Consider the following 25,236-nt stretch of genomic DNA (forward strand, 5'->3'; position numbering starts at 1 on the left):
GTGACAGAGGGGAAGCGTGCGGCGGGAGGGGGCGCTGTGACGTGGCTGTTTTTGTGTGGGTGCCGCTGCGCCGCCGGCGTTCCGTGGCGGGCGGCGTCCTGACGCGGGGGAGCGCGGGAGGTACAGGCACACTGGGGGTCATGGCCATTCACGAGAACCTGCTCGGGGGTCCGCCCCCGACCCACCTGCCCGACGACCCCGAGCCCCGCGAACTGCTCGCCGCCGGGACGGCACCCGCCGAGGTCGCCGCGCAGCACCCCACCTCGTCGCTGGCGTGGGCGCAGCTCGCCGACGACGCGTTCGAGGCGGGACGCGTCGTCGAGTCGTACGCGTACGCGCGAACCGGGTACCACCGGGGGCTGGACGCGCTGCGCCGCAACGGCTGGAAGGGCCACGGGCCCGTGCCGTTCGAGCACGAGCCGAACCGTGGGTTCCTGCGGGCGCTGCACGCGCTGGCGCGTGCAGCGGAGGCGATCGGGGAGCAGGACGAATACGAGCGCTGCTCGACCTTTCTGAAAGAGAGCTCCCCCACGGCGGCTGCGACGTTGGGCTGACGCGCGATCTTGCGTACCCCGCGTGGGGGCTGCGCTTGCCCACCCTGCGCCCCTGGCGCAGACTGCCCAAGCTTCGCGGGTAGCGCATCAGGGGCGCGGGGAACCGCAGGACAACTTGCCGCCGCCCTCTCTCTGCCCGATGATGCGCAGTGGGCCCGTGAGGGCTCGAGGGGACCGGGGCTCCGGATGTCTATCTGGAAGGGGCGGACCGCTACCCGGAAGCACAGTGAGTGGAGACAGCGATGTCACACGACCCCGATGCCCCGGTACTGGATTTCGCGGGCACCACGCCGTACGAGGACTACGTCCGCGCGGACGTCCTCACCCACCTCCAGCACCCGCTCTCCGAGGACCCCGGGGAGATGGTGTTCCTGGTCACCACGCAGGTCATGGAGCTGTGGTTCACCGTCATCGTGCACGAGTGGCAGACCGCGGCGACCCGGCTGCGGCAGGACGACATCGAGGGCGCGCTCGCGGCGCTGAAGCGTTCCACGTACGAACTGCGGTCGCTGAACGCCTCCTGGGAGCCGCTGGCACATCTGACCCCGGCCCAGTTCAACGCGTACCGCTCGGCGCTCGGCGAAGGGTCCGGCTTCCAGTCCGCGATGTACCGGCGGATGGAGTTCCTGCTGGGCGACAAGTCCGCCTCCATGCTGGTACCGCACCGGGGCTCGCCCCGGGTGCACGCGGAGCTGGAGAAGGCGCTCCAGGAGCCCAGCCTCTACGACGAGGCGCTGCGGTTCCTCGCCCGGCAGGGCGCCGACGTGCCCGAAGCGGTACTGCACCGGGATGTGTCCCGCAGGTACGAGCCCGACGAGGGCGTCGAGGCGGTATGGGTGCGGGTCTACGCGGGCGACCCCGGCGCCCCGGCGCACCAGCTCGGCGAGGCGCTGACCGAGGTGGCCGAACTGGTGTGGCGCTGGCGGAACGACCATCTCGTGGCGACCCGCAGGGCGATGGGCGCCAAGATGGGCACGGGCGGCTCGGCCGGGGTGGCCTGGCTGGAGAAGCGGGCCGCCAAGCAGGTGTTCCCGGAGCTGTGGACGGCGCGCAGCCATGTCTGACCGCGCGCCCACGGCCGAAGCCCTCGCTCAGGACGCCGCCGATCCGCTCGCCCACCTCCGTGAGCTGTTCGTGCTCGACCCCGCGACCGTCTATCTCGACGGCAACTCCCTCGGGGCGCTGCCCAGAGCCGTCGAGGGGCGGCTCGCCGATGTCGTCTCCCGGGAGTGGGGGCGGCTGCGCATCCGGTCCTGGGACGAGTCGGGCTGGTGGACGATGCCGGAGCGGGTCGGCGAGCTGGTGGCGCCGCTCATCGGCGCGGCACCGGGGCAGGTCGTCGTCGGGGACTCGACCAGCGTGAACGTCCTCAAGGCGGTGGTGGGCGCCGTCCGCCTCGCACGGCAGGACGATCCGGGGCGCGACGAACTCCTCGTCGACGCGGCGACGTTCCCCACCGACGGCTACATCGCCGAGTCCGCGGCCCGGCTCACCGGCTGCACCCTGCGCGCCCTCGCGCCGGGACAGGTCCCGGCGGAGGCGGGCCCGCGCACCGCGGCGGTGCTGCTCAACCACGTCGACTACCGCACCGGCACGCTCCACGACCTGCCTTCGCTGACGGCTGCGGTCCACGAGGCCGGAGCGCTCGCCGTCTGGGACCTGTGCCACAGTGCGGGCGCGCTGCCCGTGGACGTGGACGCGCACGGTGTGGACTTCGCGGTGGGCTGCACGTACAAGTTCCTCAACGGCGGCCCCGGCTCGCCCGCCTTCCTCTACGTACGCGACGCTCTCCAGCAGCGGTTCGACTCCCCGCTGCCGGGCTGGAATTCGCACGCCGATCCGTTCGCCATGGCCCCGGACTACGAGCCCGCGAGCGGTGCGGCGCGCGGCCGGGTGGGCACCCCGGACATCCTGTCCATGGCCGCGCTGGAGACCGCGCTCGGCGCCTGGGAGGGGGTGCGGATCGAGGACGTACGGGCCAAGTCGCTGGCGCTCACCGACTTCTTCCTGCGCTGCGTCGGGGCTTACGGAACCGACCGACCGGCCGGTATGGAAATCTCGGTACGTCCCCTGACGCCGGCCGAACCCGCGCGGCGCGGCAGCCAGATCTCCCTGCTGTGCGACCCGGCCGAGCATGCTGAGCCGGTGATGAAGGAGCTCATCGCGCGCGGTGTCGTAGGCGATTTCCGCCGCCCCGGTGTCCTGCGCTTCGGTTTCACCCCGCTCTACACTTCGTTTCAGGACGTCGAGCGTGCCGCCCGCGTCCTGGGCGAAGTGATCGGGGGAACACGGTGAGCCAGGACGACTACAAGCCACTGCTGGCCCTTCCACCCGCAGCGCCGGAGCGCCAGGAACGGTACGGATCACACCCCTCGCAGGTCATCGACCTGTACGGGGAGGCCGCCAGTGGTGGTCTGGTGGTGCTGCTGCACGGCGGGTTCTGGCGCGAGGCGTGGGACCGCAGCCATCTGTCCCCGTTCGCCGCCGCGCTGGCCGGCGAGGGCTTCTCCGTCGCGCTGGTCGAGTACCGCAGGGTCGGCGGCGGTGGCGGCTGGCCCACGACGGTCGAGGACATCGACGCCGCGCTCGACCACCTGGGCGCGGTGCCGAGCGTGCTGTTCGGCCACTCGGCGGGCGGGCAGCTGGCACTGTGGGCAGCGGCCAAACGGGAGGGGGCCGCCGGGCGGGTGGTCGTGCTCGCGCCGGTCGCCGATCTGGAGCGGGCCCATGAGATGCGGCTGAACGGCGGGGTCGTCGCCGCCTTCCTCGGCGGTGACGACAAGGTCGGTCCCGCGCTGTGGGACGTGGACCCGATGCGGCTGTTGCCCCGCGTCCCGGTGGAGATCCTGCACGGCACCGCCGACCAGGAGGTCCCCATCGAACTGTCCCGCCGCTACGCCAACAACTGGGGCGCCCGCCTGCACCTGATGCCCGGCGTCGGCCACTACGCCCCCATCACCCCCCGCACCCCCTCCTTCGACGTCCTGGTCCGGTCACTGCGCTGAGCCGCACCGGGGCACGCACGCGTCCGGCCCCGCGGACAGGCGGGGCCGGAACGGTACGCGGACGCCTCGGCGCCCTGAAGAGCCGGACGGGCTCAGTCGACGTCGATCTTGCCGATCGCCAGGCCGCTGGAGATGTTCTGCAGCTCGTTGTCGGAGATGACCTTGTTCGAGAACGACTTGATGTCCGTGGTGTCGTTGTCGCTGCTGCTCACACGCGCGTTCAGGGCGTGGTCGCTGAAGTCCTGGGCGAGCGCCGTCCAGCGGGTGTGGTTGTTGTCGTGGGCGGCGGCGGTACCCGCCGCGCCGAGAACGGCGGCGGTCGCCAGGACGGCGGCTGCGGTCGCGGTGCGGATGCGCATACGTGCTCCTTGCGGGTCTGGTGCGCGGTCTCGCGCGGTTCTGGCTGTGCGTCCGGATGCCTTCCACACCTCGCGGCGAAACGATCATCGTTAGTCCATACGTGCCGGTCATCTACCCCGCACGGGCGCTTACCGGCTGCCCCGGTCCCTAAGCTGACAGGGGGTGCGTGCGCGCCTCCCGGGTACGGCCTGCACACTTCCGGCATGAACACAGACCGGACGAAAGCAGCGCGGACGCGATCAGCACGGGCGGCCGCGGAGCCGACGGGCGACGCGGTCGGAGTCGGCGTCACCCTGGGCCTGTTCGCGGCATGGGCGGTGCACGACGCGGAGGAAGTCGCCATGGTCCCCCGCTGGACCCGGACCCGGATCCCCGAAATGCGGGAGCGGATGCCCGACGTTCCGGAGGCGGTGTGGGAGCGGCTGGAGTCGCTGGACGGGCGGCACTTCGCGACCGCGGTCGGCATGATGGCCGCCATCGTGGGGGCCGCCGCCGTCGACGGGTACCGCACGGGCGGGCGCAGCGCCTTCTACCAGCACGCGCTCACCGGCTTCGGACTGCACGGCTTCATACACCTGGCGCAGGCCGCCGTCACCCGCGGCTACACCCCCGGCTCGGCGACCTCGCCCCTGCTGGTCATCCCCTTCACCGCCTGGGCCCGCCGCCGCCTGCGCGCCGCGGGCCTCCTCCACCCCACCCGCCCCCGCGACCTCGCCCTCGGTCTGGGCGCTGCGGCCGCCGCGACGGCAGCCTCGCATTTCGTGGCCGGGCGCCTGCTGCGCGCCAAGGGAGGGCGCAAGCCTCAGCGCACGTAACGCTTCAACGGCTCCGTCTCCAACGAGATCCCGACCGGTTCGGGAATGTCCACCCGCTCCCCGAACGACGCCGTGTGGAGGTCGCGGTAACGGCCGGCTTCCGGGTTGGGATTGGTGTGGACGACGACTTCGCAGCGGTCACGGTCGACGAGGAGATAGACGGGGATGCCGACCGTCGCGTACGCGGACGGTTTCTCCTTCCGGTCCCGCTGGTCGGTGTCGGAGTCGTACGAGGTGACCTCGACGGTCATCAGCACTCCTGTGGGGTCGGCCCATTCGCCCTGGCCCACGAAGTGGTCCGGGGGCACGAGTGAGCCGTCGGGACGTGCTCTCCCCTTGCGGTAGGCGCCGACCTTCAGCCCCTGCGTCGGATCCAGGTCGAGGTCCGGGCGAGACTGCATGCACTGCTTGAGCAACCACATGATGAGACCCGCGTGAGCTCCGTCCGGCACTGCCTTCTCCCCGATCCGTCCATCGATGAATTCCAACGTGACGGTCTCGGGGGCGGTGGAGGCGATCCGTTCGAAGTCCTCCACGGACATGTGGGACCCGTGCTCCACCGACGTATGAGACGTGCGCTCGGCCATAACCGTCATGTTGCACCTCCTTCCAGGCGAAGGCCAGGGTGACCCGGCCCTGCCCGGAGCGGAGGGGCATTCCGTATGGGTTGGTCCGAACGGGTGAACGGCCGGGTTAGAGGAAGGAGTTGATCTCGATCGTCTCGTCGCGGCCCGGGCCGACGCCGATGGCGGAGATGGGGGCTCCGGACATCTCCTCCAGGGCCTTGACGTACGCCTGGGCGTTCTTGGGGAGGTCGGCGAAGGTCTTGGCCTTGGTGATGTCCTCGCTCCAGCCCGGCAGGTACTCGTAGACCGGCTTGGCGTGGTGGAAGTCGCTCTGGTTGTAGGGCAGCTCCGTGGTGCGCTCGCCCTCGATCTCGTAGGCGACGCAGACGGGGATCTGCTCCCAGCCGGTGAGCACGTCCAGCTTGGTGAGGAAGAAGTCGGTGAGGCCGTTGACGCGGGTCGCGTAGCGGGCGATGACCGCGTCGAACCAGCCGCAGCGCCGGTTGCGGCCCGTGGTGACGCCGAACTCGCCGCCGATGGTGCGCAGCGCCTCGCCGTCGTCGTCGAACAGCTCCGTGGGGAAGGGGCCCGCGCCGACCCGGGTGGTGTACGCCTTCAGGATGCCGATGACCCGGTTGATCTTCGTCGGGCCGACCCCGGCACCGGTGCAGGCGCCGCCCGCGGTCGGGTTGGAGGAGGTGACGAACGGGTACGTGCCGTGGTCCACGTCCAGCAGCGTGCCCTGGCCGCCCTCGAACAGCACGACCTTGCCCGCGTCGATCGCGTCGTTGAGGATCAGCGTGGTGTCGGCGACATAGCCCTTGATCTGCTCCGCGTAGCCCAGCAGCTCCTCGGCGACCTGCTGCGGGGAGATCGCGCGGCGGTTGTAGAGCTTGGCCAGCACCTGGTTCTTGAAGTCCAGCGCGGCCTCGATCTTCTGCATCAGGATCGACTCGTCGAACAGGTCCTGGACCCGGATGCCGACCCGGTTGATCTTGTCGGCGTAGCTCGGTCCGATACCGCGCCCCGTGGTGCCGATGCGCCGCTTGCCCAGGAACCGTTCCGTCGTCTTGTCGAGCGTCGCGTGATACGAGGTGATCAGGTGCGCGTTACCGCTGACGAGCAGCTTGGAGGTGTCGACGCCGCGCTCCTGGAGCCCGCTCAGCTCGGAGAGCAGGACCGAGGGGTCGACGACGACGCCGTTGCCGATGACCGGGGTGCACCCCGGGGAGAGGATTCCGGAAGGGAGGAGATGGAGCGCGTACTTCTGGTCGCCGACGACGACCGTGTGGCCGGCGTTGTTGCCGCCCTGGTAGCGCACCACATAGTCCACTGAGCCGCCGAGCAGGTCGGTGGCCTTTCCCTTGCCCTCGTCACCCCACTGAGCACCGAGCAGCACAAGTGCGGGCACAGGCGTACACCCCTTCCGGGCGGGGCATGTCCCACGTGCGGTGGCGCCGTTCGGCGCCAGCGCAAGAGCCGCAGGCCGGTACCCCAGATAGAGGAAGCCCCTGGCGCAACAGCGGCAGGGGCTCTTGCACCGAGAGATTACCGAACAATTCTCCCGGGTGACGAACAGGGGAGTGCCCCGGCCCGGACGGCCGTACGGACCAGCACCGCCCCGGTACGCAACGTCAGCACGCAACCCCGGTACGCAAGGAAGTACGCATCGGAACCATCCGGATCCTCCGGATACATCAGGAAGGACCGTGGTGTCGGCTCCAGATTCCGCGAGGCCCCCCGCGAGCGTGGACCAGGCCGCCGGGGGCACCCCCTGCTCGAAGAGCTCGGGGGAGGTTCCGCTGCTCGTGGTCGTCGACCCGGTCGCCCGGCTCGCGGACGCCGAGTCCGTACGCATCGCGCGGGACGTGCTGCGCGCCGGGACGCCGGGGCTCAAGCTGTGTCTCCCCGACGATCCGGCGCAGACGGCGCGGCTGCTGGCCCGGCGCGGCGGCAGGCGCCCCGTCCTGGTCGGCAACGACCGGGCACTGCTGCGCGCCGTCCAGCATCTGCACGCAGAACGCGCACTGGCGGAGACGGCGCTGTCGGTGGTGCCGGTCGGCAACGGCCCCTCGGTCGCCCTCGCCCGCAGCCTCGGCCTCCCGCTGGACGCGGTCTCGGCCGCCCGCACGGTGCTGCGCGGCACCCTGCGGGCGCTGGACCTGCTGGTCGACGACGAGGACGGCATCGTGCTGGGCGGCCTGCGTACGGAGGGGACGCAGGACGCCCCCTCGCCGGCCCCGCAGCACCGGGAGGGCGCCCCCTCGGCTGCGGCTTCGCCGTGGCGCCGGATGTACCACGCGCTGGCCCGCACCCTGCTGTCCCGCGCCGACGGCGAACGTGACGAGAGGGCCCCGGCACCGGTGACCCCGGCGCCCCGCACTCCGCAGGTCCGTACCGTGCAGCGGCTGCGGGTTGAGGCGGACGGGGCGGTCGTCACAGGGCCCGACCGGCCGGTGATGGATGTGACGGTACGCACTAACGGCGCCGAGGGCCTGGCAGAGCTCTCCGTCCAGCCCCTCGCGGGCCAACCCGTCCGCGTACGCGCCAAGTCCGTGACGGTCTCGGCCCCCGAGGGCTTCCGCTACCGCGCCGACGCGGACGCGGGCGCCTTCGCCGCCCCCGCGGAATCCCGCACCTGGACGGTCCACCCCCGCGCCTGGCACCTGGTCCTACCTACGGGCTGACCCGCAAAGGGGGCTGCGCTTGCCCACCCTGCGCCCCTGGCGCAGACTGCCCAAGCTTCGCGGAGAACAACTCAGGGGCGCGGGGAACTGCGCGACAAGCCACAATGAACCCGCAGACCGCAAACAACAACGAGGGGCACCCCCTCCCCGGGAAGTGAGAGGGCTCAACCGCGACGGGACTGCCACCGTTCCAGCAGCTCCTCCAACCCCTGCCGCATGAATTCAAGAAACTCCGCACTCTCCCGCAACCGCCGCCCCCCGGGCGTCTCCGCACCAATTGCTTCCGCCCCGGCGTTCAGCGTGACCAGCCACCGGCCCAGGACATGATCGCGACTCAGCAGGGTGCTGTACCAGACGTCCTGGTGCAGTTGGTACCGCTCGCGGCGAGACCCGCGATCACGCTGCCGGGAAACCATCCCGACCTGCGACAGATACCGCACGGCACCGGAGATCGCCGCCGGACTGGCATGCAGCCGTTCACTCAGCTCCGCCGAGGTGAGCGCGGCGTCGTCGGAGGTGAGCAGACAGGCGAAGACGCGGGACGCCATCCGCTGCATGCCCGCCTCGGTGAGATCCGCGGCGAACCGCTCCACGAAGGGGGAGGCCCGCTTCTCGTAGTCCTCCACGGGGTCCTGATCTGCCACGTCTGTCAGCTTCTCCCTGTGCTCGCTGTTCCCTCTGCTCAGCGTTCTCCCTGCTCAGCGCTCCTGTGGACGATCCTAACGCTTCCTTAACTTCACAAATTTGTGAAATGAGCGTAGCTTCCAAACCATGAACGCGTCCACGACCGCGACCCCTTCCGCGGCACCCTCCACCCCGGCGATCTCCGTGTCCGGCCTCGTCAAGACCTTCGGCAGGACCCGGGCCCTCGACGGGCTCGACCTGGAGGTCGCCACCGGCGAAGTGCACGGCTTCCTCGGCCCGAACGGCGCGGGGAAGTCCACGACCCTGCGCATCCTGCTGGGCCTGCTCCGCGCCGACACCGGCACCGCCCGGCTGCTGGGCGCCGACCCCTGGCACGACGCGGTCGCCCTGCACCGGCGGCTGGCGTACGTCCCCGGCGACGTCGAGCTGTGGCCCAACCTCACCGGCGGCGAGGCCATCGACCTGCTGGCGAGGCTGCGCGGCGGCATCGATGCGGGGAAGCGGGCGGAGTTGATCGAGCGGTTCGACCTCGACCCGACGAAGAAGGGCCGCAGCTACTCCAAGGGCAACCGGCAGAAGGTCGCCATCATCGCCGCGCTCGCCTCCGACGCGGAACTGCTGCTGCTGGACGAACCCACCTCGGGGCTCGACCCGCTGATGGAGGTCGTCTTCCAGGACGTCATCCTCCAGGCCAAGGCCCAGGGCCGTACCGTCCTGCTCTCCAGCCACATCCTGTCCCAGGTCGAGAAGCTCTGCGACCGGGTGAGCATCGTGCGGCTCGGCAGGACCGTGCAGTCCGGGACGCTCGGCGAGATGCGCCATCTGACCCGGACGACGATCGAGGCGGAGACCGACGGTCCGCCGACCGGTCTGGAGGAGCTGCCCGGTGTCCACAACCTGCGGACGGACGGCGACCGGGTGCACTTCGCGGTCGACGGCGCCCACCTCGGGGCCGCCGTACGCCACTTGAGCGGGATCGGCGTCCGCAGCCTGGTCAGCCACCCGCCGACCCTGGAAGAGCTGATGCTGCGGCACTACGGCGACGAACTGTCCGAGCTCGGCCACACCACCTCCGGCGCCCCTTCCGGCACCACCGCGGACGCGTCGGCCGGTGCCTCGGCCGACGCCGCAGCAGCGGAGGGCAGCGCCCGATGAGCACCGTCACCGAGACCGCGCCCCGCACCGGCGCTGTACCCGACCGGAGCGGGACGGCGGGCCACCCGCTCGCCGGCACCGGCGCCCTCTTCCGCTTCGCGCTGCGCCGCGACCGGGTACGGCTGCCCGCCTGGGTGCTGGCCACCTTGCTGTTCACACTGGCGAGCGTGAACAAGGCGACGCAGATGGCGCCGGACGACCCGCAGAAGCGCGCCGACATGGTCAAGACCCTCAGCGGGCCCGCGATGCTGGCGATGACGGGACCCGAGCACTATCTCTCGCAGCTCACCCCGGCCTCCGCACTCAGCCTGATGATGCTCGGCTACGGCGCGATCCTCACCGGGCTGATGAGCGTGCTGACCGTCGTGCGGCACACCCGCGCCGACGAGGAGAGCAACATCGCCGAGCTGGTCCGCTCCGGCGTCGTCGGACGGCACGCCACGCTCACCTCGGCGCTCGCCGTGGCGGCGAGCGCCAATGTGCTGCTGGGGCTGCTGCTGGCCGCCGCGCTGCCCGGCGCGGGGCTGGAGGGCGCCACCACGGGCGGCGCACTGCTCTACGGCGCCGCGCACACCGTGATCGGCCTCGTCTTCGCGGGCGTCGCGGCCGTGACCGTACAGCTGTCCGCACACACCAGGGCCGCCTCCGGGATGGCGCTGGCCGTGCTCGGTGCGTCCTACGGGCTGCGCGCCGCGGGCGACGTCGGCACCGAGGCGGTCTCCTGGGTCTCACCGATCGGCTGGATCCAGCGCAGCTACCCCTTCGTCGACGACCGCTGGTGGCCGCTGCTGCCCGCGCTCGCGCTGGCCCTCGTCGCGGCCGCCGCCGGATACGCGCTCAGCACCCGGCGCGATGTGGGCGCCGGCATCCTGCCGCCCCGGCTGGGCAGGCCGAGCGCGACGGAGGCGCTCACCAACCCGGTCGGCTTCGCCGTCCGGCTGCACCGCGGGCTGTTCCTCGGCTTCTGCGCCGGGCTGCTGCTGCTCGGCGCGATGTACGGGTCGATCCTCGGCGACGTGGACGACATGCTCAAGGACCTGGACGACGTACGCGAAGCCCTCGCCAAGGCGGGCGGCACGCTGGTCGAGTCGTTCGCCTCGACGGTGATGCTCGTCGTCGCCGTCGTCGCTGCGCTGTTCGTGGTGATGGCCGCGCTGCGGCCCCGCTCCGAGGAGACCGCGGGGCGTGTCGAACCCCTGCTGGCCACCGGTCTGTCCCGGTCCCGCTGGCTCGGCTCGCACCTGGTCGCCGCACTGGGCGGCGGCACCCTCGTCCTGGCGCTGGGCGCGCTCGCCCTCGGCCTGACGGGAGCCGCCTCGGCGGGCGACGGCGGCCTGGTGGCCGAGCTGCTGGGCGCGGGGCTCGCCTACGCGCCCGCGCTGTGGGTGACCGGCGGTTTCGCCGTCCTGCTGTTCGGCTGGGCACCGCGGGCGACCGCGCTGGCCTGGGCCGTTCCCGCCTACGGCTTCGTCGTCGGCTACCTCGGCAAGCTCCTCGACCTGCCCGGCTGGCTGAACGACCTCTCCCCCTTCGGCCACGTCCCCCAACTCCCCGCCTCCGACATGCGCTGGACGCCGATGGTCCTGCTGACGCTGGTGGCCGCTGCCCTGATCGCCTGCGGCGTTGCCGGCTTCCGCCGCCGGGACCTCGACGCGAAGTGAGGGCGCCGCGTACTGAAGGGGTGCGGGTCATGCTTGTCGGTGCCCGGCATGGGGGCTGCGCTTGCCCACCCTGCGCCCTGGGGGTGCCCCCTGCTCGAAGAGCTTGGGGGAGCAGACTGCCCAAGCTTGCGGGGAAACAAATAAGGGGCGCGGGGAACTGCGCGCGCAACCAAAACTCACCCGCAGTCCGCGAACAACAGTCAGGCGCACCCCCTCAGTCGGCAGCCTGGTACCGCAGCACCCGCCCGTCAGGGAACTCGCGGAGCAGCACACCATCCCCGTCCACCCGCAACGTGGAGGTGTCCCCCGCCGCACAGGTGCCCCGCGACGCGGACCGGTCCACGTCGGGCGGCGCCAGCCGCGCCGGCTCCGTGCCGGTGCCGGGGGAGAAGACATCGACCCGCGCCTCACAGTGCTCAGCGCCGTCCGACACCATCGTCAGCCCCTGATCGGCGGAGCCGTCACCGCGCACGGTCAACGTCTGGTGGCCGCCGCCCGAGAGCGGGCGGCGCCACTCGCCGACCAGCCCGTCCGGCATCCGCCGCGGGTCGGCAACCTTGCGCAGCGTCGCCGTACGCCCCGCGGCCCGCCATTCGAGGACGTCGCCCGGCTTGGCCGTCAGCGTATGGACGCCGATCGCCGCGCACCTGCCGGCCGGCGTGCTCTTGACGACCTTGGTGTCCAGCCGCATGCCCTCGCCGTCGCCCCCGGCTCCGGGGGCCGAGGCCAGCTTGCCGTCGCTCTTGCACTCGTAGTCGGTGCCCAGGCTGATGCTGGTGGCGACGATCTCGCCCTCCTTGCCCTTGGTGACGTCGAAGCGGCGGTACTGGCCGGTGGGCCTGCCGTCCCGCTCGACGGCACCCACCCAGGTGCCGAGATACGGTGCGGGCACGTCGGAGGACGCCTTGTCCCCGTCCTTGCCTCCGCCGCCCCCGCCGTTGCCGCCGAGCGGCCCGATACCGGTGCCGGCTGCGGCGACCCCGACGCCCACCAGGACCACGGCCGCCGCGGCGGCGAGCAGCGCACGGCGGCTGCGCCGAACACGGCGCCGCGGTGCGTGCTGGCCCCCGCCGGACGCCGGAAGCGCCGAGGTGGGCGCCTCGGGCCCGCCCCCGGACCCGGACTCCGACCCCGCCCCGAACGCCGAACCGGAGCCGGGGCCGTGGCCAAGGCCAGAAGTGGAACCGGAACCGGAAACGGAAGCCCTGACAGCGGTCGGATCCTCCCCCGGGCCGGACCCCTCGGGCTTCCCCGACCCCCGCGGCGGCGTGTCCGTGTCCAGCAACCGCACCGCCTCGCGGCCCAGTTCGGCCAAGAGCCCCGCGGGCAGCCACGGCGGGGCCGAGGCGCCGACGGACACCGGCTGCACCCGCGCGACGACCTCCTCAGGCGCGGGCCGCGCCGCGGGGTCCTTGGCGAGACAGTCGCCGATCAACTCCCGCAGCCGTACGGCCTCTTCGTCGGCCGGGTCGGCGCCGAGGGCGCCCAGGTCCGGCTCCTCGGAGGCAATCTTGTACATCAGCGCGTGCACCCCGCCGCCGCCACCGGTCAGGCCGAAGGGCGGCTGTCCGGTCGCGGCGTAGCCGAGCACGGCGCCGAGGGAGAACACATCGCTCGCCGGGGAGAGCCTGCCGCCGGTGATCTGCTCGGGCGACATGTAGCCGGGCGAACCGACGACCATGCCGGTGCTGGTCAGCGTGGAGGCGGGCACCTCGTCCAGCGCGCGGGCGATACCGAAGTCGATGACGCGCGGCCCGTCGATGGTCAGCAGCACATTGGACGGCTTCAGGTCCCGGTGGACGAGCCCGGCGCCGTGGATGTCGAGCAGCGCGGAGGCGAGTCCGTACGCCAGAACGCGGACCGAGCCGGGCGGCAGCGGCCCGTGCCCCTGCCGCGCCGAGGGCGCACCGCTGCCCGCCCGCCCGGCGGAGATCACCTGTTCCAGCGAGGGCCCGGCGACGTATCCGGTGGCCACCCATGGGGTGTCGGCCTCGGTGTCGGCGTCCAGCACCGGTGCCGTCCACCTCTCGCCGACCCGCCGCGCGGCCTCCACCTCCATCCGGAACCGTGTCCGGAACGAGGGGTCGGCCGCCAGCTCTTCCTTCACCAGCTTGACGGCCACCGTCCTGCCGCCCGAGGAGCGCCCCAGGTACACCCGTCCCATGCCGCCCGCGCCCAGTCTCCTCAGCAGCCGATAGCCGCCGATTCCGACCGGGTCCTGTGGCGTCAGGTCCGTCATCCGTTGCCCGCCCCCGTATTTCGTCGCTCGACGTCGCTCAACGTCGCTTGGCCTGTCGGTCGTCGTCTCCCATCTCACTGTCCGGCAGGAAGGTCACGGTCGGGCTGCTGACAAGCTTCTGACAAGCTTCGCTTTGATCGTGTGCCGCGAAGTTCCCCTCGGGCACGCTGTCATTTCTCCGGGTACAGGGCCTCCATCGCCTCCGAGAGCCGCCGCAGGGCCGCCGCCACCCGGGCGAACTCCCGCTCACCGCCCAGCTCTTGGCACAGCCTCCGGGCCAGCTCGGCATGGCCGGGGACGATACGTTCGATGGCGGCGCGGCCCTCGGGGGTGGGGGTGAGGAGCTTGGCGCGGCGGTGCGCCGGGTTGGGTTCGTAGGCGGCGAGGCCCCGTTCGACCAGCAGGTCGGCGATGCGCTGCACGCTCTGCCGGGTGATGCCCATGGCCCGGGCTATCCCGGCGACGGGCAGCGGTTCGCGGAGTACGGCTCCGAGGACCTGCCACCAGGCGGCGGTCAGCCCGGCCGGGCGGGCGATCAGTTCGGCGGCGCCGAGGAACTGGCCGTTGAGCCGGAAGACGGCGAGCGCGGTCTCGCTCACCAACTCCCGTTCATCGGGAAGCCCGCGGTCACCGGGAAGCTCCCGTTCACCGGGAAGCTCCCGTTCACCGGGAAGCTCCCGTTCGCCAGGATGCTCGCTCATGCCCGCGCCGCCGCGAAGACCGCGTAGGCCTCCGGGTCGGAGTGCTGGTGGAGCCGGTAGAAGGCGTCCACGGCGTCGGGCTCGTAGGTGCCCAGCCGGGTGAAGATCTCGCGGGCGAAGGCCACGGGTTCGGTCGGTCCCGCCGTGATCAGATCGCGGTCGGTGACGGCGTCCGCTTCGCGGTAGAGCGCACTGCCCTGGTAACCGTTTGCCGCCTGGAGGAATTCGCGCGCGGCGCTGGTGTGCGCCCGCTCGTTGAGCAGCCCCTCGTCGGCGAGCCCGTAGACGGCTCCGCAGATCGCGGCGACGGGCACGCCCGCGTGCAGGAACTCCCGTGCCGTGTAGGCGAAGTCGGCGAGGGCTCCGCTGATCCAGGTGTCGGCGCCGGGCAGGATCAGCAGCCGGCTGTCGACGGGGCGCAGCCCGTCCAGCGTCATGTCCGGCTCGATGCGCAGCCCGCCCTTGGTGGTGACTGTGCTGCTGGTGAGGCCGACGGTGCGGACGCCACCGGGGAGGTGCGCGACGGCGTGACCGTACTCCCAGTCGGCGACGGTGTCGTACACGGCGAGATGGACGGTCATGGCGGCCTCCATGGGCGCTCGATGGTGAATGACAGGATGCTGTCATTTCGACAGCGAACTGTCAATGAACCCGGGGTCGCCGCGCTGCGGGCCCGCCCTCACGCCGGCAGCGGGCGCTCATGGACCACATGTTTCATCACCAGCGTCGAGCTCAGCCGCTGCACGCCCGGCAGCGTCGCGAGTTTCTCGTCGTACAGGCGCTGGAAGGCGGCCAGGTCGGCGGTGACGACGCGGAGCAGATAGTCCGGATCGCCGAAGAGCCGCTGGGCCTGGATCACCTGCGGAAGCTCGGTCAGTGCCTGCTCGAACGCGGAGACCGTGGTGCGGTCCTCCTGGCGCATGGTGACGAAGACGAGCGCGTCGAAGGTGAGGCCCACCGCGTCGGCGTCGACTACGGCGCGGTAGCCGCGGATGGCGCCGCTGCGTTCCAGTTCGCGCAGCCGGCGGTGGCACGGGGAGAGGCTGAGCCCCACCCGCGCTGCCAGTTCGGTGACGGTCAGCCGGCCGTCGTTCTGGAGCTCCGCAAGGATCTGCCGGTCCAAGTCGTCCATGGGGAAGATTCTTCCACTCTCAGCACGTCAGACGACCTTTTCAGGGAACACCTTCGAGGCATTTCTTTCTATTCTTCCTCCTCGCACCCCGCGGAGAGGAAGGACCATCCATGGCTGTCAGCTCCATAGCCGCGTTTTTCACCGTCTCCTTTCTGCTCATACTCGTCCCGGGCGCCGACTGGGCGTACACGATCACCGCAGGGCTGCGGGACCGGTCGGTGGTGCCTGCTGTCGGCGGGCTGATGCTGGGGTACGTGGGGCTCACCGCCGTCGTCGTGGCGGGAGTGGCGGCCGTGGTCGCGCAGACGCCCGGCGTACTGACCGCGCTCACGGCGCTGGGCGCCGGCTATCTGGTGTGGCTCGGGGTGACGACCTTCGCCGGAGCGAAGGACGCCGGGGCGCCGCAGGTGGACGAGGCCGGGGCGGAAGGGCCCGGCGCGCGCTCCCGGGTGCTCAAAGGCGCCGGGGTCAGCGGACTGAACCCCAAGGCGCTGCTGCTGTACGTCGCGCTGCTGCCCCAGTTCGCCGACCAGCACGGCCACTGGCCGCTCGCCCTCCAGATCGGGCTGCTCGGACTGCTGCACATGTGCACCGCCGGCGCCGTCTACCTGGGCGTGGGCTCGCTGGCCCGCACCGTCCTGCGCGCCCGCCCCACCGCGGCCCGCGTCATCACCCGGCTCTCCGGCGCGGTGATGGTCGTGCTGGGCGCCCTGCTGCTGGTGGAGCAGCTCCCGCACTGAGCGGGCGTCCCGTTCCCGCGGTCCCGGTCCGCCGGTCCCCTCCCGCTGTCCCGCCCTCCCTGCGCGGAAGGCGGGCGCGCGACATTACGCTGGCTGTCACCCTTCCGGGGGCCTCCCTGCCCGGAAGCATCCGTCCCAGGCCGGACGGGCGACACGCGAGCGAACCGAGGTACCGACCGTGACGACGCACCACCAGCCCTCATCGCAGCCCGGCACCGAACCGCAGCGCGGCACCACACCGCAGCCCCGCACCACACCGCACCTCCGCACCACGCCGCAGCCGGACCCCGCGACCGGCCGGGCCGTGTACGACGCCGACCGGGCACATGTCTTCCACTCCTGGTCGGCGCAGGGGCAGATCGACCCGCTTGCCGTGGCCGGCGCCGAGGGCTCGTACTTCTGGGACTACGAGGGGAACCGGTACCTCGACTTCACCAGCGGCCTGGTCTTCACCAACATCGGCTACGCGCACCCCAAGGTCGTCGCCGCGATCCAGGAGCAGGCGGCGAAGATGTGCACCTTCGCGCCCGCCTTCGCGATCGAGGCGCGCTCCGAGGCGGCCCGGCTGATCGCCGAGCGGACGCCGGGCGACCTGGACAAGATCTTCTTCACCAACGGCGGCGCCGACGCCGTCGAGCACGCCATCCGGATGGCCCGGCTGCACACCGGACGCGCCAAGGTGCTCTCCGCCTACCGCTCCTACCACGGCGGCACCCAGCAGGCCATCAACGTCACGGGCGACCCGCGCCGCTGGGCGTCCGACAGCGGCACCGCGGGCGTCGTCCACTTCCACGGGCCGCACCTGTACCGCACGCCCTTCTACTCCGAGACCGAGGAGCAGGAGTGCGAGCGCGCGCTGGCGCACCTCGAGCAGACGATCGCGTACGAGGGCCCGCAGACCGTCGCCGCCGTCATCCTGGAGACCATCCCCGGCACGGCCGGGATCATGATGCCGCCGCCCGGCTATCTGGCGGGCGTCAGGGAGATCTGCGACCGGTACGGCATCGTCTTCGTGCTGGACGAGGTGATGGCGGGCTTCGGCCGCACCGGCACCTGGTTCGCGGCCGACCTCTACAACGTCGTACCCGATCTGATGACGTTCGCGAAGGGCGTCAACTCCGGTTACGTACCGCTCGGAGGGGTCGCGATCTGCTCACGGATCGCCGAGACCTTCGAGCAGCGCCCCTACCCCGGCGGGCTCACCTACTCGGGGCATCCGCTGGCCTGCGGCGCCGCCGTCGCGACGATCCGCACCATGGCCGAGGAGGGCATCGTCGAGCACGCCGCGCGGCTGGGCGAGACCGTCATCGGCCCGGCGCTGCGCGAGCTGGCGGCCCGCCACCCCTCGGTCGGCGAGGTGCGCGGCACCGGCGTCTTCTGGGCCCTGGACCTGGTGCGCGACCAGCGGACCCGCGAGCCGCTGGTCCCCTACGCCGCCACCGGCGCCGACAACAGACCCATGGCCGACTTCGCCGCGGCCGCCAAGCGCGGTGGCCTGTGGCCATTCGTCAACATGAACCGCACCCATGTCGTACCGCCGTGCAACATCACCGAGGCGGAGCTCAAGGAGGGCCTCGCCGTGCTGGACGAGGCGCTGACCGCGGCCGACGCGCACACCGTCACCGGGGCGGCTTCGGGTGGGGGATCGGGCGCGTGATCAAACGCAGCACCCTGCGCTCGCAGATCGCCACCGCGCTGCGCGACGAGATCCTGGCCGGCCGGCTCGCCACGGGGCGCGACTTCACGGTCAAGGAGATCGCCGAGCAGTACGGCGTCTCCGCGACTCCGGTCCGCGAGGCGCTGGTCGATCTCGCCGCGCAGGGGCTGCTGGACGTGGAACAGCACCGCGGCTTCCGCGTCCACGAGTTCACCCTGGCGGACTACCGCGCCATGTGCGAGGCCCGGCAGCTGGTGGTGGACGGCGTCTTCCAGGGCATCGAGACCGACCAGGAACACGCGGGCGGTTCCCCGGCCTCCTCCGCGCCCTCGCCCCTCTCGGCCGGTATGTCGGTGGCCCGCCGTGCGCTCGGTGGCCTGGGGCCCGAGGTGCTGGCGTCGGTACGCCGCCGGGCCGACGCCGCCGAACGCGCGGCGCGCGCCGGAGATCTCGATGTGCTGATCGCCTACGACCTGCGGTTCTGGCGGGAGTTGAGCGGGCTGCTGGGCAATCCGTACGTCTGCGACTTCCTCGACCGGCTCCGCGTCCAGTGCTGGGTCTTCGCCGTCCCCGTCCTGCGCCGGTACTCCTCGCTGCGCGGCCGCCTGTGGTCCGGGCACAACGCGCTGCTGGACGCCGTCGAGGCGGGCGACGCACGCGCGGCCCGCGAGGTCATGGCCACCTACCATCAGCATGCGCTGGCCCAGGTCGGCGCCGAGGAGCCGCACGCATGACAGCACACATGACAGTAGTTCCCGACGGCTCCGCCGGCCTGGTCGCTCCCGCAGCGCGCACCGGCAGTACGCCGCTGCCCGACGGCCGTGAACTGGCGTGGGCGGAGTGGGGGCCCGAGAACGGCATACCCGTCCTCTTCTCGCCCGGCGCCGCAACGTCCCGCTCGCTCGGCTTCGGCGCGGGCGTCGTGGACGAGCTGGGCGTACGGCTGATCGCGCTGGACCGCCCGGGGCTGGGCGCCTCGACGCCCGCGCCCGGCCGTACGTTCGACGACTTCGCGGCCGACGTCGCCGCGTTCGCCCAGGCGCGCGGACTGGACCGCCCCGCGATGGTGGGCAACTCCCAGGGGGCGCCCTTCGCACTCGCCTGTGCCGCGCACGGGGTGGTCGGCGCGCTGGCCGTGGTCTCCGGCGCCGACGAGATCGCCGACCCCCGCTTCGCCGAGCCGCCCTTCACCGGCGTACTCCCCGCCGACCTGTACCGCCTCACCGCGCTGGCCACCCGTCAACCCGAGGCGGCACACGCGGAGTTCGCACGCTTCACCCCGCAGGCGATGTGGGACATGGTGCTCTCCGGCAGCCCGCCCTGTGACCGGGCGGTCTACGAGCGCGCCGACTTCGCGGCCGCCTACCGCCGTGCCCTGGACGAGGCGTTCGCTCAGGGCCCGGACGGCTACGCCCGCGACACCGTGCTCGCCATGGGCCGCTGGGACATCGATCTGGCGGCGATCGGGGTGCCGGTCGACTTCTGGTACGGCGACCAGGACTTCGGCCACTCGCCGGACCAGGGCGAGGGGCTGACGGCGCGGGTGCCGGGTGCCGTACGGCACCTGCTGCCCGGGGTGGGCGGCGCGCTGCTGTGGACGCACGCCTCCTCCGTACTGCACGTCCTCACCGGGCGCTGCTCGCACTACGCTGGGGAACAGGCAGGTTCCTGACGGTATTGGAGCGCCCCTTGGCCTGTGACCTCTGGCTCGTCCCCCTCGTCGACGTGCTCTGCCACAGCCCCGACAACCCCTTCTCGGAAGAGATCGCCACCTACGACAGAGCGCTGACCGAAGCCGGCCTGCCCACGGTTCCCGTCTTCGGCTATATGCCGGGCCTGTCGGGCGACGTCGCCCCGGTCGCCGGTTTCGACTACGAGGCCCTGCACTATCTGCGCCGCGCCTATCTGCTGCTGGCCGCCGGTCTGGAGGTCACGCCTGTGGGGGAGTTGGGCAGCGACTACGAGCAACTCCTGGAGATGTTCGAGCAGCCGGCCCAGCAGTCGCACCTGGTGTGGCACTACGACCACGCGGGCGCCTACATCCCGGTGGACTTCACCGCGCCGCTGTCCGCCGACGAACTGCTGGAGGGCGGCGGCCCGCTGGGCTCCAGCCACGGACTGCTGCGCGAGCTGCGGACGGTGGGGCCGCACCTGGGGATCGACCCGGACAACCCGCCGCCCGCGCCGGCTGCGCCGCTGCGCCCCACCGATCTGGACGAGCCCGCGGCCTCCGCGGCCATCGGCTACGAGGACGGCACGCCGTTCGGCAGGGAGCGGCATGTGTGGCTGAGCCTGCATGCTGCGGCGACGCGCAGTCTGGCGCAGGGGTCGATGATCGTGTTCGGCTGACGCTCGTGTCCGGCTGCGGGGGCTTCTGAGGGGCCTCTCCTGAGGGGGCCTCTGAGACGTCTCCCGTCAGCCGCCCGGTGGCCGCTGCCTCGGCATGGTGGCCCAGCCCCCGGCCCCGTTCGGCGGGGGCAGCCTGCGCATCGAGGTGCCCCGGCCGCCGGGCCCCGCACTCGGCGAGGCCAGCGTGAGGGGGGAGCCCGCAGTACGGAAGGCGACCATCCAGTCCACCGTCTCGGCCCGTACGGTCTCGTTCACGTCCTCCGAGAAGCGGCGGAGCACGGCCAGCGCCCGCTCCGCCGCCTCCCCGGCCGTGCCCTCGGCGGGGCCCAGCACCTCACGGACGTTCTCGGCGGCCCACTCGTACCGCAGCATCTCCAGCCGCCGGTGCACGGCCAGCGCGGCGGCGATGTCCCGCATCCACCCGGACGTCAGCCCGAGCCAGCGGTCCGACAGCGCGCACACCGCGGCGAACAGCAGCGCGACGTAACCGACGTAGCCGGAGTGCCCGTGCGCTAACGCGACGCCCGCCAGATCGGCCAGCGGCACCAGCGCACCCACCGCGGCCCCCGCCACGACGCCGGCCCGCAGCCACCGCGCCCACCGGCGCTTGCGTACCCGGTCCGCGAGATACCACTCGACGAGGCGCATCGCCTCCTGCTCCACCCACTGGTACAGCTCCTCGAGGCGCTCGGCGGGCTCGTTCCAGTCCCCGGACGGGAACCCCCGCCCCAGCAGATCCGGCTGCTTGACCCGCTTCACGCATGCTCCTTCGTCCTGCCCGTCCTGCCCCCGCGTTCCCGGCGGCCTCAATTCCTACCGCCAAAAGTGGGACCACGCCGACGATCCGCGCCGATTTCCCCCCAGAAGTGGCGCACGGTCGGGTATAGGACGCCACTGTGTCACTCGTAAGGGCCGCACGGGTGAGCCCGCGCGGGCCGTTAGGGTTGGCGGCGTGAGGATTCTGGTCATTGGCGGCGGTGCCCGCGAACACGCAATCTGTCGCTCGCTCTCCCTCGACCCCGAGGTCGGTGCCGTGCACTGCGCGCCCGGCAACGCCGGGACCGCCGAGGTGGCCACGCCGCACGCCGTGGACGCGCTCGACGGCGAGGCGGTCGCCGCGCTCGCGGCATCCGAGGAGGTCAGCGCCGACCTCGTCGTCATCGGCCCCGAGGCCCCGCTGGTCGCGGGCGTCGCCGACGCGGTACGCGCCCGCGGCATCCCCGTCTTCGGCCCGTCCGCCGAGGCCGCCATGCTGGAGGGATCCAAGGCGTTCGCCAAGGAGATCATGGCGGGCGCCGGCGTCCCCACGGCACGCAGCTATGTGTGCACCACGCCAGAGGAGGCCGACACCGCGCTGGACGCGTTCGGCCCGCCCTACGTCGTCAAGGACGACGGGCTCGCCGCCGGTAAGGGCGTCGTGGTGACCGACGACATCGAGCAGGCACGCGCCCACGCCCGCGCCTGCGGCGGCGCCGTCGTCATCGAGGAGTTCCTGGACGGCCCCGAGGTGTCCCTCTTCGCGGTGACCGACGGCGAGACCGTCGTACCCCTCCAGCCCGCGCAGGACTTCAAGCGCGCCTACGACGCCGACGAGGGCCCCAACACCGGCGGCATGGGCGCCTATTCGCCGCTGCCGTGGGCGGACCCGAAGCTGGTGGACGAGATCACCACCACGGTTTTGGAGCCCACCGTCGCCGAACTGCGCCGCCGCGGCACCCCCTTCTCCGGGCTGCTGTACGCGGGGCTCGCCCTCACCTCGCGCGGGGTGCGGGTCATCGAGTTCAACGCCCGGTTCGGCGACCCGGAGACGCAGGCCGTGCTGGCCCGGCTCCGTACGCCGCTGGGCGGGCTGCTGTACGCGGCGGCCACCGGGGCGCTCGCCGACTTCCCGGCGCTGCGCTGGAGCGACGGCGCGGCGGTCACGGTCGTGGTCGCGGCACACGGCTACCCCGCTGCGCCTCGTACGGGTGATGTCATCGAGGGGCTGGACGCGATCGAGCGGGAGGACGGGCCGCGGGCGTACGTACTGCACGCGGGCACCAAGGCCGACGAGGACGGCACGGTGCGCAGCGCGGGCGGCCGGGTCCTGTCGGTCACCGCGACCGGCGCGGACCTCACCGAGGCCCGGGACCGTGCCTACGCGGCCGTCGGCCGCGTCCGGCTGGCGGGCTCGCACCACCGCAAGGACATCGCGGAGCGCGCCGCGGCCGGTGCCGTCGAGGGCTGACCTGGCCGCTTGTCAAGGGAGCTGACCCATATACCCCTGGTCCCGCCCGGGCAAGAGCTCTCCCCAAAGCCATTCCATCGAGTGACGACGCCCGCTTACGGCTGACGCCTGCCAGGGCCCCAACTATGGTGCCGAACAAGCGCCGTGAGGCCGCCGTCCGGCCGTCACGCGGGCGGTGTGCGGACCGGAGTACGGACTGTTCGCGCGCGGCCCGCCGACGTGGCGCCGAGCGGTCTCGAACCGTCCCTCCGACTGGCGCAGCGCGCATTGCGGTGTCGGAGCGCGGTGACACAGTGGGTGGAAGCCGGAGAGCCCGGCTGCGGCCTGAAAGGTGCGGGGGTGAGATGTGAGCGGTTCCGGTGGACCCCTCCCCGGCCGGCGCACGGTCGCGCGCTCCCCGCGCGCCCACGCCCTCGCCGTGCTCCGGGTGCGCAGTACGGCGCTCGCGCTGGCGCTGCTCCCGGCAGCCGCCGCCGTGATCCTGTGGGTGGGGCGTACGACGGGACAGTTCGGCCCGGGGCCTGGATGGGACGCCGCCCGCTGGGCGGTCACCGGGCTGGCCGTCGCCGCCCTGGCCTGCGCCGTGGTCGCCGGGCTCGTCATCGCCGGGGGCCGCCCGGCCGTCTCGCCGACGGTGCCCGTCGAGGAGGGCGCGGCGCCCGATCTGCACGCCCTGGTCCGTGACCTCGCCGACCGGCTGGAGGTCCCCGCCCCCTCGGCCATCGCGCTGACACCGGACTGCGACAGCTGGCTGGAGGACCGCACGCACTTCCGCGCGGACACCGGCGAGGGCTCGGCGCGCGGCGCGGCCCCCGTCCTGGTCATCGGCTCGCCGTTCCTGTGGTGGATGCGCGTCGCCGAACTGCGCGCGCTGCTCGCCCCCGTGGTGGCGGGCACCGGGCCCTCGGCCCACCCCGACATAGCGGCAGCGCGGCGCTTCGTCCGCGGGCTGGACGCGGCAGTCGCCGGTGCCGAGCGGCCTTCCGACCCGGCCCGCGGCCCCGGCCACGCCTCGGTCTGGGGGCCGGGACCACCGGGACCGCTCGCCGCCGCACTGGGCGGGCCAGGACCGCTCGGGCGCGCCCTGCGCGGGGGCGCGGCACTGCTGCGCCGGGCGGTGCACCGGCTGGTGGGGCCGCTCGCCCGGCTGATGCTCCGCGCCGCCGGCCCGTACGCCGCCGCGATGGAGCAGGGCGTCGCCGCTGCCGCCGCCGACCGCGCCCAGGCCGTCGGCCACGGGTTGCGGGTCGCGGCGCAGGAACAGGTCGGTCTCGCCTATGCCGGGTGGGACCGGCTGCTGACCCGGGTGGCACTGCCCGCCTGGCGGCTCGGCCTGTGGCCCACCCGGCTGGACGCCGGAGTGGTCTCGGCGCTGACCGAGCTCTCCCGCCGCGACCGGCTCGCGGAGGGCTTCACCTCGCGGCTCGGCGAACGCCCCGCCTGCGACCTGCTGAAAGAGCCGGGCACCGTGGACGGCGCGGTCTCGCTGCTCGCCGCCCGCCTCTTTCTGGGGCCCTGCCCACCGGTGCCCGCGGCCGGACTGCGGCAGACGGCGCCGGAGTGGACGCCGGTCGAGTGGTCCGCGTATCCGGAGGAGGTCGTCGACCGCATCTGGCGCTCGGAGGCGGCGCGCCTCTTCGCCGCGCTGGACGCCACGGGCGCACCCTCACCGGCCTCGGCCGGCACCCCTCGCGCCGCCGAAGACGCGGCCTCCCCGCTGGCAGTCGGGCACTCGGCGCGGAGTTCCGCAGTCGGGGCTGTGGGTGCCGCCGGTCCCCCGGTGCCCGAAGGCGACAGACGCCCGACGCCGGGGGGCGACAGACGCCCGGTATCGGGAGGCGAGAGACCTCTGAGGCCGGAGCGCGACAGCGCGCTGAGACCGGAGGGGCGCAGCTCCCTGAGGTCACCGGAGGGACACGGCTCCCTGAGACCGGAGCGCGACAGTTCCCGCAACGGCGACGATCCGTCCTCGGCACCCGGCGGCGCGGCGCTGCCTGCGGGCGCTGCCGGGCACACGTTGGCGGGGCCGACGCTGGCCCGTGTGCTCGACCGGTTCGCATCGCCGGGCGGGATCGACGCGCTGGCCGCGCGTATCAGCGCGGAGGTGGCGCGCGTCCAGACGGCGAGCGCCCCCGGGGTCATCGGTGCGAGCCCCGGCGCGGGGCCCCTGCCGGGTGCGGGGAGCACGCACCTCGCGCCCCTGGCCCCCATGGGGCTGCCGCTCCAGCCGCCGCGCGGTGGCAAGGAGCTGCTGGCCGACCACATCACCGCAGCCGTCTGCTGCGCCGCCGTGGACACGGCGGGTGCGACACCGGGGCTGGACTGGCTGGACGGCCCGGCGCTGTACGTCGAGGGCCGGCGCACCAGCGAGCTGTCCGCACTGGTGCTCGCACTCGTCGAGGACGGTGAGACGGCGGGGCTGCGGGACTGGCTGGCCGCTGTCGGTGTCCGACCGGAGAAGCCCGTTCGGCTCGTCTGAAGATCATCTCCAGCCATTTAGCGACGAAGGGTGACCACACCCTTGCGTAATGTGATGTGCTGTCTGCCGTCACACCCGCGGCACAGCGGCAGCACGGTGGAGCGGAGCGAGGGTGCCGGGGAGGGAGCAGCGATGGGAACCGAGCGGACCGGGCAGCCCGTACGTGAAGCCGAGCGGCGTGCGCAGGCAGAGCAGCAGTCCCTGCATCCCGGGAGCGAGGCAACTCGCGGAAACGAGGCAACTCGCCGGAACGAGGCGGCTCTC

General features: G+C 72.6%; 24 protein-coding genes. 15 read left to right on the forward strand and 9 right to left on the reverse strand.

Annotation, left to right across the window (positions count from 1 at the left end):
• Window positions 1-140: 140 nt before the first annotated feature.
• From ITI46_RS02365 to ITI46_RS02380, 4 genes are all read left to right on the forward strand, one after another.
• The gene (locus tag ITI46_RS02365) at window positions 141-554 is read left to right on the forward strand and encodes a DUF3151 domain-containing protein (RefSeq protein WP_209237673.1); all 414 of its coding nucleotides are present in this window, start codon (window positions 141-143) and stop codon (window positions 552-554) included.
• 242 nt (window positions 555-796) lie between these two features.
• Entirely contained in the window at window positions 797-1,618 is an 822-nt protein-coding gene (locus ITI46_RS02370; protein ID WP_209237675.1) for a tryptophan 2,3-dioxygenase family protein, read from the forward strand.
• Entirely contained in the window at window positions 1,611-2,849 is a 1,239-nt protein-coding gene (kynU, locus tag ITI46_RS02375) for a kynureninase (protein WP_209237677.1), read from the forward strand. Before ITI46_RS02370 ends, kynU begins: the two co-directional genes overlap by 8 nt.
• Window positions 2,846-3,559 carry an alpha/beta hydrolase family protein gene (locus ITI46_RS02380; RefSeq protein WP_209237678.1) on the forward strand — a complete coding sequence of 238 codons (714 nt, stop codon included), beginning with the start codon at window positions 2,846-2,848 and terminating at the stop codon, window positions 3,557-3,559. The genes kynU and ITI46_RS02380 overlap by 4 nt, the downstream gene beginning before the upstream one ends.
• Before the next feature lie 92 nt (window positions 3,560-3,651).
• Here ITI46_RS02380 and ITI46_RS02385 read toward each other — a convergent pair whose 3' ends face one another.
• Window positions 3,652-3,918 (reverse strand): hypothetical protein, encoded by a 267-nt coding sequence (locus ITI46_RS02385; RefSeq protein ID WP_209237679.1) that lies wholly within the window; start codon window positions 3,916-3,918, stop codon window positions 3,652-3,654.
• 204 nt (window positions 3,919-4,122) lie between these two features.
• On the opposite strand from ITI46_RS02385, the gene ITI46_RS02390 reads away from it, so the two are divergent.
• Window positions 4,123-4,734: an HXXEE domain-containing protein gene (locus tag ITI46_RS02390; protein WP_209237680.1), complete on the forward strand. Its 612-nt coding sequence runs from the start codon at window positions 4,123-4,125 to the stop codon at window positions 4,732-4,734.
• Here the strand turns inward: ITI46_RS02390 and ITI46_RS02395 are convergent.
• Complete coding sequence (locus ITI46_RS02395; RefSeq protein ID WP_209237681.1) at window positions 4,722-5,330, reverse strand: Uma2 family endonuclease; 609 nt, start codon at window positions 5,328-5,330, stop codon at window positions 4,722-4,724. The two genes, ITI46_RS02390 and ITI46_RS02395, sit on opposite strands and share 13 nt — an antisense overlap.
• Window positions 5,331-5,427: 97 nt before the next feature.
• The gene (locus ITI46_RS02400; protein ID WP_209237682.1) at window positions 5,428-6,711 is read right to left on the reverse strand and encodes an adenylosuccinate synthase; all 1,284 of its coding nucleotides are present in this window, start codon (window positions 6,709-6,711) and stop codon (window positions 5,428-5,430) included.
• A 337-nt stretch (window positions 6,712-7,048) separates the two neighbouring features.
• Between ITI46_RS02400 and ITI46_RS02405 the strand changes: the two genes are divergently transcribed.
• Window positions 7,049-7,987, forward strand: coding sequence for a diacylglycerol kinase catalytic domain-containing protein (locus ITI46_RS02405; protein ID WP_209237730.1), 939 nt, complete (start codon window positions 7,049-7,051; stop codon window positions 7,985-7,987).
• Window positions 7,988-8,151: 164 nt separating this feature from the next.
• On the opposite strand, the gene ITI46_RS02410 is transcribed toward ITI46_RS02405, so the two are convergent.
• Window positions 8,152-8,631 (reverse strand): GbsR/MarR family transcriptional regulator, encoded by a 480-nt coding sequence (locus tag ITI46_RS02410; RefSeq protein ID WP_307808033.1) that lies wholly within the window; start codon window positions 8,629-8,631, stop codon window positions 8,152-8,154.
• A gap of 127 nt (window positions 8,632-8,758) precedes the next feature.
• On the opposite strand from ITI46_RS02410, the gene ITI46_RS02415 reads away from it, so the two are divergent.
• On the forward strand, window positions 8,759-9,787 hold the full coding sequence (locus tag ITI46_RS02415) for an ABC transporter ATP-binding protein (RefSeq protein WP_209237683.1): 1,029 nt from the start codon (window positions 8,759-8,761) through the stop codon (window positions 9,785-9,787).
• Entirely contained in the window at window positions 9,784-11,448 is a 1,665-nt protein-coding gene (locus ITI46_RS02420) for an ABC transporter permease (protein WP_209237684.1), read from the forward strand. Before ITI46_RS02415 ends, ITI46_RS02420 begins: the two co-directional genes overlap by 4 nt.
• A gap of 214 nt (window positions 11,449-11,662) precedes the next feature.
• Here the strand turns inward: ITI46_RS02420 and ITI46_RS02425 are convergent, their stop codons facing one another.
• From ITI46_RS02425 to ITI46_RS02440, 4 genes are all read right to left on the reverse strand, one after another.
• Window positions 11,663-13,687, reverse strand: a complete 2,025-nt coding sequence (locus tag ITI46_RS02425; RefSeq protein ID WP_209237685.1) for a serine/threonine-protein kinase — start codon at window positions 13,685-13,687, stop codon at window positions 11,663-11,665.
• A 170-nt stretch (window positions 13,688-13,857) separates the two neighbouring features.
• Window positions 13,858-14,388, reverse strand: coding sequence for a MarR family winged helix-turn-helix transcriptional regulator (locus tag ITI46_RS02430; protein WP_209237686.1), 531 nt, complete (start codon window positions 14,386-14,388; stop codon window positions 13,858-13,860).
• Window positions 14,385-14,969 (reverse strand): DJ-1/PfpI family protein, encoded by a 585-nt coding sequence (locus tag ITI46_RS02435; RefSeq protein ID WP_209237687.1) that lies wholly within the window; start codon window positions 14,967-14,969, stop codon window positions 14,385-14,387. The genes ITI46_RS02430 and ITI46_RS02435 overlap by 4 nt, the downstream gene beginning before the upstream one ends.
• Before the next feature lie 98 nt (window positions 14,970-15,067).
• Window positions 15,068-15,520 carry an Lrp/AsnC family transcriptional regulator gene (locus ITI46_RS02440; protein ID WP_209237688.1) on the reverse strand — a complete coding sequence of 151 codons (453 nt, stop codon included), beginning with the start codon at window positions 15,518-15,520 and terminating at the stop codon, window positions 15,068-15,070.
• 110 nt (window positions 15,521-15,630) lie between these two features.
• Between ITI46_RS02440 and ITI46_RS02445 the strand changes: the two genes are divergently transcribed.
• The 5 genes from ITI46_RS02445 (at window position 15,631) to ITI46_RS02465 (ending at window position 20,266) form a co-directional block, all read left to right on the forward strand.
• The gene (locus tag ITI46_RS02445; protein WP_209237689.1) at window positions 15,631-16,260 is read left to right on the forward strand and encodes a LysE family translocator; all 630 of its coding nucleotides are present in this window, start codon (window positions 15,631-15,633) and stop codon (window positions 16,258-16,260) included.
• Between the two features lie 304 nt (window positions 16,261-16,564).
• On the forward strand, window positions 16,565-17,917 hold the full coding sequence (locus ITI46_RS02450) for an aspartate aminotransferase family protein (RefSeq protein ID WP_209237732.1): 1,353 nt from the start codon (window positions 16,565-16,567) through the stop codon (window positions 17,915-17,917).
• Window positions 17,914-18,651, forward strand: a complete 738-nt coding sequence (locus ITI46_RS02455) for a GntR family transcriptional regulator (RefSeq protein ID WP_307808034.1) — start codon at window positions 17,914-17,916, stop codon at window positions 18,649-18,651. Before ITI46_RS02450 ends, ITI46_RS02455 begins: the two co-directional genes overlap by 4 nt.
• Window positions 18,648-19,589 (forward strand): alpha/beta fold hydrolase, encoded by a 942-nt coding sequence (locus ITI46_RS02460; protein ID WP_247745361.1) that lies wholly within the window; start codon window positions 18,648-18,650, stop codon window positions 19,587-19,589. The genes ITI46_RS02455 and ITI46_RS02460 overlap by 4 nt, the downstream gene beginning before the upstream one ends.
• Before the next feature lie 17 nt (window positions 19,590-19,606).
• Window positions 19,607-20,266 (forward strand): putative DNA-mimic protein, encoded by a 660-nt coding sequence (locus ITI46_RS02465; protein WP_209237690.1) that lies wholly within the window; start codon window positions 19,607-19,609, stop codon window positions 20,264-20,266.
• A gap of 66 nt (window positions 20,267-20,332) precedes the next feature.
• On the opposite strand, the gene ITI46_RS02470 is transcribed toward ITI46_RS02465, so the two are convergent.
• Window positions 20,333-21,025, reverse strand: a complete 693-nt coding sequence (locus ITI46_RS02470; protein ID WP_209237691.1) for an SLATT domain-containing protein — start codon at window positions 21,023-21,025, stop codon at window positions 20,333-20,335.
• A 193-nt stretch (window positions 21,026-21,218) separates the two neighbouring features.
• Here ITI46_RS02470 and purD point away from each other — a divergent pair, with 193 nt between their 5' ends.
• Window positions 21,219-22,493 carry a phosphoribosylamine--glycine ligase gene (gene purD, locus ITI46_RS02475; protein WP_209237692.1) on the forward strand — a complete coding sequence of 425 codons (1,275 nt, stop codon included), beginning with the start codon at window positions 21,219-21,221 and terminating at the stop codon, window positions 22,491-22,493.
• A 346-nt stretch (window positions 22,494-22,839) separates the two neighbouring features.
• On the forward strand, window positions 22,840-24,972 hold the full coding sequence (locus ITI46_RS02480) for a hypothetical protein (protein WP_209237693.1): 2,133 nt from the start codon (window positions 22,840-22,842) through the stop codon (window positions 24,970-24,972).
• Window positions 24,973-25,236 lie beyond the last annotated feature (264 nt).

Source organism: Streptomyces oryzae (assembly GCF_017676365.1).
Classification (GTDB): Bacteria; Actinomycetota; Actinomycetes; order Streptomycetales; family Streptomycetaceae; genus Streptomyces; species Streptomyces oryzae.

What these genes read in the sequence shown, in the direction of transcription:
- ITI46_RS02390 (WP_209237680.1), top strand. Translation starts at nt 4,123, where the DNA reads ATGAACACAGACCGGACGAAAGCAGCGCGGACGCGATCAGCACGGGCG.
- ITI46_RS02370 (WP_209237675.1), top strand. Translation starts at nt 797, where the DNA reads ATGTCACACGACCCCGATGCCCCGGTACTGGATTTCGCGGGCACCACG.
- ITI46_RS02435 (WP_209237687.1), bottom strand. Translation starts at nt 14,969, where the DNA reads ATGACCGTCCATCTCGCCGTGTACGACACCGTCGCCGACTGGGAGTAC.
- ITI46_RS02385 (WP_209237679.1), bottom strand. Translation starts at nt 3,918, where the DNA reads ATGCGCATCCGCACCGCGACCGCAGCCGCCGTCCTGGCGACCGCCGCC.
- ITI46_RS02415 (WP_209237683.1), top strand. Translation starts at nt 8,759, where the DNA reads ATGAACGCGTCCACGACCGCGACCCCTTCCGCGGCACCCTCCACCCCG.
- ITI46_RS02395 (WP_209237681.1), bottom strand. Translation starts at nt 5,330, where the DNA reads ATGACGGTTATGGCCGAGCGCACGTCTCATACGTCGGTGGAGCACGGG.
- ITI46_RS02420 (WP_209237684.1), top strand. Translation starts at nt 9,784, where the DNA reads ATGAGCACCGTCACCGAGACCGCGCCCCGCACCGGCGCTGTACCCGAC.
- ITI46_RS02460 (WP_247745361.1), top strand. Translation starts at nt 18,648, where the DNA reads ATGACAGCACACATGACAGTAGTTCCCGACGGCTCCGCCGGCCTGGTC.
- ITI46_RS02445 (WP_209237689.1), top strand. Translation starts at nt 15,631, where the DNA reads ATGGCTGTCAGCTCCATAGCCGCGTTTTTCACCGTCTCCTTTCTGCTC.
- ITI46_RS02440 (WP_209237688.1), bottom strand. Translation starts at nt 15,520, where the DNA reads ATGGACGACTTGGACCGGCAGATCCTTGCGGAGCTCCAGAACGACGGC.
- ITI46_RS02430 (WP_209237686.1), bottom strand. Translation starts at nt 14,388, where the DNA reads ATGAGCGAGCATCCTGGCGAACGGGAGCTTCCCGGTGAACGGGAGCTT.
- kynU (WP_209237677.1), top strand. Translation starts at nt 1,611, where the DNA reads ATGTCTGACCGCGCGCCCACGGCCGAAGCCCTCGCTCAGGACGCCGCC.
- ITI46_RS02425 (WP_209237685.1), bottom strand. Translation starts at nt 13,687, where the DNA reads ATGACGGACCTGACGCCACAGGACCCGGTCGGAATCGGCGGCTATCGG.
- ITI46_RS02365 (WP_209237673.1), top strand. Translation starts at nt 141, where the DNA reads ATGGCCATTCACGAGAACCTGCTCGGGGGTCCGCCCCCGACCCACCTG.